General features: G+C 63.5%; 11 protein-coding genes. 4 read left to right on the top strand and 7 right to left on the bottom strand.

Annotated elements, in window-relative coordinates; all coding sequences use genetic code 11:
* Positions 1-321: 321 nt before the first annotated feature.
* From RIN79_RS18685 to RIN79_RS18660, 6 genes are read right to left on the bottom strand one after another with little or no spacing between them, the layout of a single operon-like run.
* The gene (locus RIN79_RS18685; protein ID WP_309086201.1) at positions 322-1,371 is read right to left on the bottom strand and encodes an ABC transporter ATP-binding protein; all 1,050 of its coding nucleotides are present in this window, start codon (positions 1,369-1,371) and stop codon (positions 322-324) included.
* A 3-nt stretch (positions 1,372-1,374) separates the two neighbouring features.
* Positions 1,375-2,223 carry a carbohydrate ABC transporter permease gene (locus RIN79_RS18680; RefSeq protein ID WP_309086200.1) on the bottom strand — a complete coding sequence of 283 codons (849 nt, stop codon included), beginning with the start codon at positions 2,221-2,223 and terminating at the stop codon, positions 1,375-1,377.
* Positions 2,220-3,149 carry a sugar ABC transporter permease gene (locus tag RIN79_RS18675; RefSeq protein ID WP_309086199.1) on the bottom strand — a complete coding sequence of 310 codons (930 nt, stop codon included), beginning with the start codon at positions 3,147-3,149 and terminating at the stop codon, positions 2,220-2,222. Before RIN79_RS18675 ends, RIN79_RS18680 begins: the two co-directional genes overlap by 4 nt.
* A gap of 10 nt (positions 3,150-3,159) precedes the next feature.
* Complete coding sequence (locus RIN79_RS18670; RefSeq protein WP_375165977.1) at positions 3,160-4,353, bottom strand: ABC transporter substrate-binding protein; 1,194 nt, start codon at positions 4,351-4,353, stop codon at positions 3,160-3,162.
* A gap of 50 nt (positions 4,354-4,403) precedes the next feature.
* Positions 4,404-5,213, bottom strand: a complete 810-nt coding sequence (locus RIN79_RS18665) for an SDR family NAD(P)-dependent oxidoreductase (RefSeq protein WP_309086197.1) — start codon at positions 5,211-5,213, stop codon at positions 4,404-4,406.
* Positions 5,210-5,974 (bottom strand): FCD domain-containing protein, encoded by a 765-nt coding sequence (locus RIN79_RS18660; protein WP_309086196.1) that lies wholly within the window; start codon positions 5,972-5,974, stop codon positions 5,210-5,212. Before RIN79_RS18660 ends, RIN79_RS18665 begins: the two co-directional genes overlap by 4 nt.
* 138 nt (positions 5,975-6,112) lie before the next feature.
* Between RIN79_RS18660 and RIN79_RS18655 the strand changes: the two genes are divergently transcribed.
* From RIN79_RS18655 to RIN79_RS18645, 3 genes are all read left to right on the top strand, one after another.
* A complete protein-coding gene (locus tag RIN79_RS18655; RefSeq protein ID WP_309086195.1) occupies positions 6,113-7,297 on the top strand; it encodes a mandelate racemase/muconate lactonizing enzyme family protein in 1,185 nt (394 codons plus the stop codon).
* A gap of 74 nt (positions 7,298-7,371) precedes the next feature.
* A complete protein-coding gene (locus RIN79_RS18650) occupies positions 7,372-8,226 on the top strand; it encodes a DUF6772 family protein (protein WP_375165976.1) in 855 nt (284 codons plus the stop codon).
* Complete coding sequence (locus tag RIN79_RS18645; protein ID WP_309086193.1) at positions 8,226-8,561, top strand: hypothetical protein; 336 nt, start codon at positions 8,226-8,228, stop codon at positions 8,559-8,561. Before RIN79_RS18650 ends, RIN79_RS18645 begins: the two co-directional genes overlap by 1 nt.
* Positions 8,562-8,798: 237 nt before the next feature.
* Here the strand turns inward: RIN79_RS18645 and RIN79_RS18640 are convergent, their stop codons facing one another.
* Complete coding sequence (locus RIN79_RS18640; RefSeq protein ID WP_309086192.1) at positions 8,799-8,933, bottom strand: hypothetical protein; 135 nt, start codon at positions 8,931-8,933, stop codon at positions 8,799-8,801.
* Between the two features lie 112 nt (positions 8,934-9,045).
* Between RIN79_RS18640 and RIN79_RS18635 the strand changes: the two genes are divergently transcribed.
* A partial coding sequence (locus RIN79_RS18635; protein WP_309086191.1) for an autotransporter-associated beta strand repeat-containing protein occupies positions 9,046-10,447 on the top strand: 1,402 nt, incomplete at its 3' end.

Here is a 10,447-nt window from a genome sequence, read left to right as displayed (position 1 = left end):
CCTCGCTGGCGTCAACGGATCAACGCAAGCTTGAAACGAATGCCTGAGACGGCAGAACGGCTTTCGGCCTTGGCTTGACACACTGGCGCTGCCCTCCCCGATCGCGGTGCCGTGGAGCGGCAGCTGAAGCCTATCCCCGCATGCGCGGGGGGACCGCGTAGACGCTTGCGATCCCGACGGCGCATGAATGATGGCGCTCGCCCAACGCGCTGGGAACGACTCGCGGCCGAACTTCTGGATGAAATTAGGTCTGTGCACGACCACGGCTACCCGGCACGCCGCGCAAAGAATAGGCGGCCAGTTCGGATACCTGCTGCGCAACTACGCCGCGCGCGCCAGGGGTCGGATCGCCCGTCCTTGGCTGTCAAAGAGGTGCAGGTGTTCCCGCGCGATCTCCAGCCCCACTTCCCCGCCGGCCTCCGGCATGTTCTGGCCGTTGTGGACCACCAGCGCCGTCTTGCCACCATTGATTGCCACGTGAAGGAGTGTGGTGGCGCCGGTATATTCGCGCAGCGTCACGGTGCCCCGCAGCAGGCCTGATCCGGCTTCGACGACAGAGATGTGCTCGGGCCGCATGCCGATTCCCTCGGCGGGGCCGACGTCCAGCTCGCGGGCAGAAAGGCGACTTGCGACGGAAGCCGCGGGCAGCACGTTCATGCGCGGGCTGCCGATGAACTGCGCTACGAACAGATTGTCGGGCCGTTCATAGAGCTCGCGCGGCGAGCCAACCTGCTCGATCCTGCCTTCACGCAGCACCACGATCCTGTCGGCAAGAGTCATCGCCTCGATCTGGTCATGCGTGACATAGATCATGGTGTTGCCGAGGCGCTTGTGGAGCGCCGCGATTTCCGAGCGCATGTGGACCCGCAGCTCAGCGTCGTGGTTGGAGAGCGGCTCGTCGAAGAGGAAGACCTGCGGATTGCCGACGATGGCGCGGCCGATCGCCACTCTCTGACGTTGTCCGCCCGAGAGCTCACGCGGGTATCGGCCGAGGAGCGCCTCGAGCTTCAAAGACGCTGCAGCATCCTGCACGCGCCGCTCCCGCTCCTCGACAGGCACTTTGCGGACCTTCAGGCCAAAGGCCATGTTCTCCTTGACCGTCAGGTGCGGATAGAGCGCATAGGACTGGAAGACCATGGCGACGCCACGCTGCGCCGCCTGCACCTCGTTGACCAGGCGGTCGCCGATATAAAGCTCGCCCGCGGTGATATCTTCCAGGCCCGCGATCATCCGAAGCAGCGTCGACTTTCCGCAGCCGGACGGCCCGACAAAGACGACGAACTCCCCATCGTGGACCTGGAGGTCCACGCCCTTGATCACCTCGGTGGAGCCAAAGCTTTTCTTGAGATTGCGCAGTGTCAGGCTGGTCATGTTTTACCCCTTAACCCCCGAAAGGGCGAAGCTCTCGATGATCTGCCGCTGCGCGATCAGATAGACGATCAGGATGGGCACCACCGCAAGACTCGTTGCCGCCAGTTGCAGATGCCAGAGCGGAAGACCATAGGAATCGGTGAAGTTGCTGAGCGCGAGCGGCAGCGTGAATTTCTCCAGCGAGCTGATGAAGACCAGCGGCTCGAGGAAGAGATTCCAGGAGAAGAGGAAGGTGATGATGGAGACGGCGGCGAGCGCCGGCCGGGACATGGGGAGCGCAATGCGCCACCAGATGCCCAGACGCGACAGCCCGTCCATCCGGCCGGCCTCCTCCAGCTCCTTGGGGATGGCGAGGAAATACTGCCGCATCAGGAAGGTGGCCATGACGCCATGCGACCCGAAGACCGGCAGCAGGATCAGCGGGGCGTGCGTGTCCATCAGCCCCATAGAGCGGATGAGGAAGAAATTCGGGATGATTGTCACTTCCTCCGGCACCATGAGGGCGGAGAGGAGAAAGAGCATCAGAAGCCCCGCCCCGGCAAAGCGCATGCGGGCGAGCGCATAGCCCGCCAGCGAAGAGATGACCAGCGTCAGCCCGGTGACCGCGAGCGCAATGTAGATCGAGTTGAAATATTGCCGCGCGAAGGGCTGATACTCGAAAAGCTCGAGATAGTTCTGCCACCGCCATACCCGCGGGATGAGCGATGGCTGGCCGAAGATCTCCGTCGCGCTCTTGAAGCCGGACGAGACCATCCAGAGGAACGGGAAGACAAAAGGCACCGCCACCACCGACAGTGCGATGATGAGGCAGACGTGCGAGACGAGCCGGGTGTGGCGGGTGGTCAGCGTCATCGCATGTCCTTTCGCCTGAGCGTCATCTGGATCACGGTGAGGACAAGCACGATGACGAACATGATCATGGCAAGCGCGGAGGCGTAGCCCACATTGAAGAACTTAAAGCCCTGCTCGTAGATGTAGAAGGCGAGCACCAGCGTCCCGTTCTCGGGTCCGCCGCCGGTCATCAGGTAGATGTGGTCGAACACCTTGAAGGAGCCGATCATCGTGATGACGAAGATCACCAGCGTCGTGGGCGCAAGCAGCGGCCAGATCACCATGCGGAAGATCTGCCAGTTCGATGCGCCCTCGAGTCTAGCCGCCGCCTCATAATCGCGCGGGATCGCCTGCAGGGCGGCGATGTAGAGGATCATGTTGAGCCCCACCATCTTGATGACGCGGGTGACGATGACGGCGACCATCGCCCAGTCGGGTTCGCGCAGCCAGTTGGGCCCGCCGATGCCGACGATGGCGAGGAGCTGGTTGACCGCGCCCCCTTCGCCCTGCAGCAGGAACCGCCAGACAATGGCCCAGGCGACGGCGGAGGTCACCACGGGCGCGAAAAAGACCGTGCGGAAAAAGACGACGCCGCGGAAGGGCCGCGACAGAGCGAGCGCCAGGGTCAGCGCAAGCGACATGTTGAGCGGCACGAGACCGATGGCGAAGACGAAGGAGTTACGCAGGACGTGCCAGAAGTCGGGATTCTGCGACAGCGCGTCCACATAGTTCTTCACGCCGACGAAGGTGGCCTCCTGGGTGAGCAGGTTCCACTCCGTCAAGCTGAAATAGACGACCGCAACGAGCGGCCCCAGGAAGAACAGGAGAAAGCCGGCGACCGTCGGGCTGACGAAAAGCCACGCCTCGATTGCCTCCCGCCGCCGGAGAGTGAGCCTCGGCGCACGCCAGGTGCGCGCCGAGGTCTTATCGGTAAGGGTATCCGCCATTGGCCGGCGATTACAGCAGCGGCTCGATGGCCGCGCAGACGCCGTCGAGCGCCTGTTTGACGTCAGCGTCAGCCTTCCAGAGAGCGTCTACCCGGGGCGCCATGGCGGCGAGGATCTGCGGGCTCTTCTCGTGGCTGGGCAGCACCTTGCCCTTTTCGATGGCGTCGCTGACATGGGCCATCTGCTCCGGCGGGATGATCGCGTTCGCCGAGGTGAAGGCCTCGCTTTCGAGCACCGATTTGCGCGCCGGCGGGAAGAACTGCGCCATCTTGGCGACGTTCTCCTTGTTGGTCATGTGCGCGACGAACTCGGCGGCGAGCTCTTTCTGCTCGCCCCGCTCGAAGACGACGATTGCCGCCTGGCCGATCACGGGCGACTCGCCCGCGGGTCCCGAGGGAAGCGGCGCGATGCCCCATTCGAAGCCTGCTTCCGGCATCTTGGAGGCGCGCGAGATCTGGTTCATGGTCATGGCGGAGGAGCCGGAGAAATAGTCGCCCTGCTCGCCGGGCGGCACGATGGACTTGTCCTTGAAGACCATATCGTGAAGCTGCTGGACGGCCTGCACCGCCTCCGGCTTGTCGAAACCGCACTCGCCATTAGCCCACACATCGCCGCCATAGGCGCGGATCGGCGGCATCAGCGCGTGCATGATGCGGGATTCATAGCCCTGCCCATCCTTGAACTCGAAGCCCCACTTGCCGGTCTTCTCCTTGATCGTGCGGGCGACCTCCTGGAATGTGTCCATGTTCCATTTCCCGCTGGCTGCGAGTTGCAGCGGATCTTCGAGGCCTGCCTCATCGAACAGCGTCTTGTTGTAGAAGATCATGAAGGGTGAGGTGGAGAAGGGGACGCCGTAGACAGCCTCCCCGTCGGTCCAGAGACCCAGCGCCGGTTGCGAATAATCGGCGAAGTCGTAGCCTTCCGCCTCGCGCAGGGTTGGGCCGAGGTCCATCAGCACGCCGGCGGCCGCGAAAGTCGGCGCCGCATCCTCCATCATCCAACCCAGATCCGGCGGGTTTCCGCCCGCGAGCTGGAAGGTGAGCTTCTGCGTGTAATCGGCCGCGGGGATGGTTTCGAAGCGGACCGTCACGTCGGGGTGCGTCACCTTGAAGCTTTCGGCGATCTCGTTGAGCATCCTCAGATGCGCCTCGCCGCCGGTCCAAACGGTGAAGCGCAGCTCTTCGGCAAGAACTGGAGCCGACATCGCCGCAAGCGACAGGATCGTCGAGGCGGCCAGGATTTTCCTTCGCAGATTCATAAGATGTCCTCCCTTTTCGTTTCAGCTGTTGTGGGTGCGTCGCCGATCGACCAACCGCCGTCGACGGGAATGTCGGCGCCGGTGATGTAGCCCCCGGCATCACTGCAAAGGAGCAGCACCGGGCCGACGCAATCCCCCGGCCGGCCGGCGCGGCCGACCGGGATCTTTGCCTCTACGGCACGCCGGAATGAGGCATCTGCGTAGAGATGGGCGTTGCGCTCGGTCTCGATGGCGCCGGGCGAAACCACATTCATCGTCACGCCAGTTCCTGCCACCTCCCGCGCCAGCGCTCGGACAGCGGTGAGCTGGGCGGATTTCAACGCGGCATAGACCACCGTTTCGGCCCGCGGTCTCCTGGCCAGAACGCTGCCGATCGCCACCACCCTGCCCCAGCCGCGCGCCGACATCTCCGGCACGAGCGCCTGGGCGAGAAGCAGGAGCGAGGTGAAATTGGCAGCAAGATGGGCTTCTATGTGGGCGACATCGATCTCTTTCCATGATCCGCGCCGCTCGATCGCGGCGTTGGCGATCAGGATGTCGATCGGGCCATGCCGCTCAACTATCGCCCTGGCGAGCGCTTCAGCCTCGCCTTTGGTAGTGAAGTCAGCCTCAACGATAGCGGCGGCGCGGCCCATCCCTTCGATTGCTGCGCAGACAGCGACGGCCCCGTCGCGGTCGTTGAAGTGATGGAGAACAATGTCGGCGCCGCTATCGGCCAGCGCGAGCGCGATGGTCCGGCCAATACCGGAGTTAGCTCCCGTGACCAGCGCCTTCCGGCCGGCAAGGGAAAAACGGCCGGCGCTCATCGTCTGCCGCCCCAGTTTTCCTGACCGCCGGCCACCTCGAAAGAGGCGATGTCCGCGGCCTCGTAATGCTTGACGATCGCCTTCTCGGCACCGTCCTCGTTGCCAGCGTCGATGACCAGGTAGATCGCCCGATGCCGCTCCACAGTGGCTGCCCAGTCGGCTTCGGTGCGGTTGCTGCGGCGGGAAAAGAGTTCGGAGACCTCGCGCTGGACCGACCGAAGCCCTTCCACCTGCACACGGATCATCGTGTTGCCTGTGGCAAGCGCAAGGCCGTGATGGAAGGCGATGTCCGCCTCCGTGAAGGCCTCGGGGTTGAGCAGCGCACGCTCCATATCGTCCACGGCCGCCTTCATCACCTTCAGCCCCTCGGGCGCGCGGCGGCGGGCGGCGAGCCGCGCAATTCCCGTCTCGACCACAAGGCGCATCTCGTTGGCCTCGCGCAGGCGCTGCAGGCTGGAGCGGATCGCAAAGCCGTAGAAACGCTCCAGCGGCTCGCCATTGAGCGCCTTCACGCGCGCCACCTTGCCCTGTTGGGTATGGACGAGGCCGGCGCCAGCCAACTGCCGCAGAGCCTCGCGGGCGATGGGCTTGCTCACGCCGAACTCCCGCGCGATTTCGCCTTCGGACGGCAGAGGATCGCCGGGCGCGAGCCGGCCTTCGAAGACGGCGTCGGCAATCGCCTCGAACACCGCGTCAGCCAGGCGCGATGGCACAGCAAGCTTGGCGGAAAACAGCGGCGAGTCGGTGGTTGCAGCGCTCATGAAGTCCTCTTTTACGCCGCCTCTTAGCACGCACTTTTCAACATAGCAACTAAGTTTGATAGTTGCGCAGCTATCTAGTCTCGGCTAAGAATGGCGCGAGTTCAGTGACTGGCGGCGAGACGACGAGGCGGGTTGGGAATGCAGGCGACGAGCACTGAAGGCGGATACGAGCGGCTGGATGATAAGAGCAGGTCTGCGGCAGCCCCTGACCTGCGTATCACCGACGTCATCGCTCATCCGCTGACGCAGACTCTGCCCAAATCCACCGTCACCTCCTGGGGCGCCTATACGGATGTGTCGATCGTGCTCGTGGAAGTCCGCACGAATCAGGGCATCACGGGGGTCGGCGAAGCGCTGGCGCGCTTTTCGCCCAAGGCCTATGCGGAGCTGATCGAGACATCGCTGAAGCCGCGCCTGATCGGCAAGGATCCGCGCGACATCGGTGCCCATTGGCTGTCCATGCGCCGCGCCCTCTCCGGCCGCGCCGGCGGGATGCTGGTGGAGGCGATCGCCGGGGTCGACATCGCGCTCTGGGACATTCTTGGAAAAGCCGCCGGCCTGCCCATCTACAAGCTTCTGGGCGGCGTGGGGCGCACGGAAGTGGCCGTCTATGCGGCTTCCGTGAACTGGGTGGACGATGCCGGAGCGGAGCGCGAACTGGAGGATTATCTCGAGCGCGGCTTCAACCGGATCAAGGTGAAGATCGCTCGCCCGGTGAAGGATGCCTGCCGCCGCATCGAGCAGCTGCGCCGGCGCGCCGGCGACGATGTAGAACTCTATGTCGACGCGAACTGGGCCTATCAGCTGGACGAGGCCGTGGAAGTGGGCCGGGCGCTCTCCGCAAACGGCTACGGCTGGTTCGAGGAACCGCTCGCGCCGGAGAACGAGCAAGGATATGAGGAGCTGCGGCGGCTCTGTGATGTACCGCTGGCGGCCGGCGAGAGCAATTACACCCTCGACCAGGCAATGCGGCTGGTGATCAACCGCACCCTCTCCGTCCTGCAACCGGACGTGGCGCGCGCCGGCGGGATAAGCGAGACGCGGCGCATGGCCGAACTCGCGCGCAACCATGACGTGGCCTATGCGCCGCATATCGGCATGTCCGGCATCATCTGCGAAACGGCGAGCGTGCATCTTGCGGCCGCCATGCCGAACTTCCGCGTCATGGAGAGTGAGACGGACGCAAGCCCGTTCAAGACGCAGCTTGCCGACCTCGCGCCCGGAGCCTTCCGCCAGAAGAACGGCATGATCGACGTTCCCCAGCGACCCGGCCTCGGCCTGGAGATCGACTGGGACGCGGTGCGCAGCCTGCGCAGCCAATAAATTTTTCGCAATCGGAGACGATGTTGAGCAGAAGCGACACCAGCAGCGATCTTGGCGAAGCGTTACGCCGGGCGATGACCCTGTCCAATCCGGCGCTCAGCCGGTTCGACCCGCTGCCCCGCATCATCACCCTGGACGAATTCTCGCGCGGGCATTGCGGCTGGTCGCAACTCGTCGGCAACTATGAGGATACGCTCGACACGATGCTGCCGGGTTATGCGCAGCACACGAGCGCCATGCTCTCCACGCTACCCCATTGGGAAGCGGGCTCGCATGGCGGCATGAGCGGATCCTACGCGCTCAAGATCGCTACCCGCGCGCGCCCCGGCGCGCAGAATGTCGCCATCAAGCGGCTCACCTTTCGCAAGCGCGGCCCGATTCGCTTCGAGGCGTATTTTACCTTCAAGCCGGAGGCGACGGAGCTGAAGCTGGGGGAGACGGATGTTCGCTCGGTGGGTTTCCTCTTCGATCTGCAGGGCGGCGACCGCGACCGAGGGGCGGAGCGCGTCATGCCACACCTCAGGTTCCTGAACGCGGAAGGTGGGCAACACCTGCAGAAATGGCAGTTCAAGAACGAGACGACGAAATTCCAGCCGGTCGGTAACGGCGAGAAGATTCTGAGCCACTATCACCTGGCGCCGGAGGGGTGGCAGGACCTGCCGGGCGGAAGCCAGCGTCTGTGCTACAACGAGATCGCCACCAAGGTGAACTGGAGCTATCTGCGCTTCGACTTCGATGTGGCGGAGATGAAGGCGCTTTCCTTCCAGTGCAACGACCGCGTTTTCGACATGAGCGGGTTCGAATCCATCCGCATGCCGGCCATGAAGAACCTCTGGTGCATGCTCAACTTCTGCCTCTTTGCCGAAACGGATGTGGCCAAGCGCGCCTTCCTCTATGTCGATTCCATCTGCATTTCGGGTGACTTCTGATGCTGCCTGAGAACATCACCGCGATCCTCGCGCGCAACGAGACCTGGACCGGAGAGGCGGCCAGCGAGCCCTATGAAGCGGGATGGGCGCGGGAAGCCATCGTCTTCGTGCGCGCGCTCAAGGAACCCGTCGGCCCTGCCCCGCTGGCGCGCGTCGAGATCTCGCCGGACGGCATGCACTGGGTTCCGGAGGGCACCGAGATGCGCCTGCCTTCGCAAAAGGACGGCATGGCCGTGGCGCGGCTTACACACTTCGGCAGCTGGCTGCGGGTGGTGGCCTCATTCGAGGACGACGCCTCCTGCACGGTTCTGGTCACCCTCCACCTCAAGGCATAGGATCGCGCCCTTTTGTCTGCCCATGGTCCGTTAAGCCCGCGAGCACCACGCCCGCCGTCATGGCGCGGATCGGGAGACCTCCGGCGGTTGCGGACAGGCCGAGGACGCTGCCTCCTTGAAGAGTGAGCTCGCGGGCCGCACAAGCCGCGTGCTACCGCATCCGCAAAGCACCCATCTCTTCTTTCCCGGCCGAATTGGTTGCGGCGGCTCGTGACCTCCGGCACGCGACCGATGTCCTCACCACGATGAGGTGACCTCATTGGCGATCGTCGTCTGGACTTGCATCTCCTCGCCTGAATAGCCGACCGGAACCGCCCGATGGCCATCCTGTATCGAGGAGATCGCCGCGCGCCATTCTCTCAGTATTTGCATCGCGTCGACGCATGCTTTACGAAGCTTTGGCCCTTCAAAGGCTTCAGTCCTTTGCGTTAAGCATTTCTCATTTATCGCACCTTTAGAGCCGATGCTAAATCGACAACTCCTGATGTTCGCTGCTTTGTCTGCAGGAGCGTGTGGAATCCACACAGGTTGTGCGTTCGCGCAAAGCTATACGGATATCGCGGATAAAAGGGAAATTTCCAGCGGCAGCGAGATCACCACTGATCGCATCAGACTGCAAGGCGGACATCTGCGATATACGACTCCAGCCGTCGATACCCTTCAGAGCGTGCTCGAGGTGAACAGCGGAACGATTTCGGTCGCCACGGGCGGGACCCTCACGGTCAATTTCGAGTGGATCGACCACGGAGCGACGTTGAACCTGGGCGCTCAGGGCGACGATGGGACGATTGTCATCGACAGGACACGACTCACGGGCGCGTCTCCCCTCCCCATCCTCAATATCCAATCCGGGACAGTCACCTTCGGCAATGCGCCTGGCAGCGTTCTCACCACCGTTATGCAGTCGGTTGCGGTCGCCGATGGCGCAACGGTCGCTTACGGGGGGCGCGACGCCAGCCTGAGCAATCTTTCCGGCCTTGGAACCGTTGACAGCGGCGGCGGCGATTTGGTCGTCAGGGGAGCATTTTTCCGGGGCGAGATTCAGAATGTGGCTGCGCTGACGTTTCTGCAGCGCGACGCGATGCTCGGTGGCGCGCTGGAGAATGTCGGCTCCGTTGCCGTCGGAAGCGGGTTGCGGCTGACAGTTCTCGAAAGCGGCACTGCAGATGATTTCGCCAGTATCGACTCCGTCTCCCTCGGGGGCGGCTCGATATTTGATTTCACAAGCCACAATGTGCAGCTCAACAACGTGCAGGGCGGCGGCACTCTCGGAACCGCCGGAACCGTTATCATCAATGGCGGTAACTTTTCCAGCAACATCATCACGCCGGAGCTGATTTTCAGAGGCAACACGACCTGGTCCGGCAGCGCGGGCGACGTCAGTTCCGTGATGGTTTCCTCCGGCGCAACCTTGACCACCACAGGCGGCTCGACATTTTCAGCCGCCTCCAATCTTGTGGTTGATGGAACCTACCGTGTCGCAGCGACCGAGACCATCGGAACTTTGACCGGAGCGGGAAGGGTCGATATCGGAACCGGGCAGAACCTGACCGTTGGATCGAACAACGCGAGCTATACTTTCGCCGGCGAGTTTTCCGGAGGGGGCATGCTCATCAAAGCCGGGACCGGCACGCTAACCCTCACCGGAACGGCCAACCACGCCGGCGGCACCTATATTTCCAACGGAACGCTGGTCGGCGACGCCGAGAGCCTAGCCGGCAACATCGTCAACAACGCCGCCTTGGTCTTCGACCAGGCGACGGACGGCGCTTTTGCCGGCAACATCTCCGGCGGCGGTTCGCTCACCAAGTCCGGCGCCGGCACCCTCACACTCAAGGGCAGTAGCAGCCATACCGGCGGCACAACGATCTCCGCCGGAACGCTGG

This window comes from Chelativorans sp. (genome assembly GCF_031180965.1).
In the GTDB taxonomy this organism is placed as follows: domain Bacteria; phylum Pseudomonadota; class Alphaproteobacteria; order Rhizobiales; family Rhizobiaceae; genus Chelativorans.
This window is presented reverse-complemented; position numbering and strand designations above follow the sequence as displayed.

What these genes read in the sequence shown, in the direction of transcription:
- RIN79_RS18685 (WP_309086201.1), bottom strand. Translation starts at nt 1,371, where the DNA reads ATGACCAGCCTGACACTGCGCAATCTCAAGAAAAGCTTTGGCTCCACC.
- RIN79_RS18655 (WP_309086195.1), top strand. Translation starts at nt 6,113, where the DNA reads ATGCAGGCGACGAGCACTGAAGGCGGATACGAGCGGCTGGATGATAAG.
- RIN79_RS18670 (WP_375165977.1), bottom strand. Translation starts at nt 4,353, where the DNA reads ATGTCGGCTCCAGTTCTTGCCGAAGAGCTGCGCTTCACCGTTTGGACC.
- RIN79_RS18640 (WP_309086192.1), bottom strand. Translation starts at nt 8,933, where the DNA reads ATGCAAATACTGAGAGAATGGCGCGCGGCGATCTCCTCGATACAGGAT.
- RIN79_RS18660 (WP_309086196.1), bottom strand. Translation starts at nt 5,974, where the DNA reads ATGAGCGCTGCAACCACCGACTCGCCGCTGTTTTCCGCCAAGCTTGCT.
- RIN79_RS18650 (WP_375165976.1), top strand. Translation starts at nt 7,372, where the DNA reads ATGACCCTGTCCAATCCGGCGCTCAGCCGGTTCGACCCGCTGCCCCGC.
- RIN79_RS18675 (WP_309086199.1), bottom strand. Translation starts at nt 3,149, where the DNA reads ATGGCGGATACCCTTACCGATAAGACCTCGGCGCGCACCTGGCGTGCG.
- RIN79_RS18645 (WP_309086193.1), top strand. Translation starts at nt 8,226, where the DNA reads ATGCTGCCTGAGAACATCACCGCGATCCTCGCGCGCAACGAGACCTGG.
- RIN79_RS18665 (WP_309086197.1), bottom strand. Translation starts at nt 5,213, where the DNA reads ATGAGCGCCGGCCGTTTTTCCCTTGCCGGCCGGAAGGCGCTGGTCACG.
- RIN79_RS18680 (WP_309086200.1), bottom strand. Translation starts at nt 2,223, where the DNA reads ATGACGCTGACCACCCGCCACACCCGGCTCGTCTCGCACGTCTGCCTC.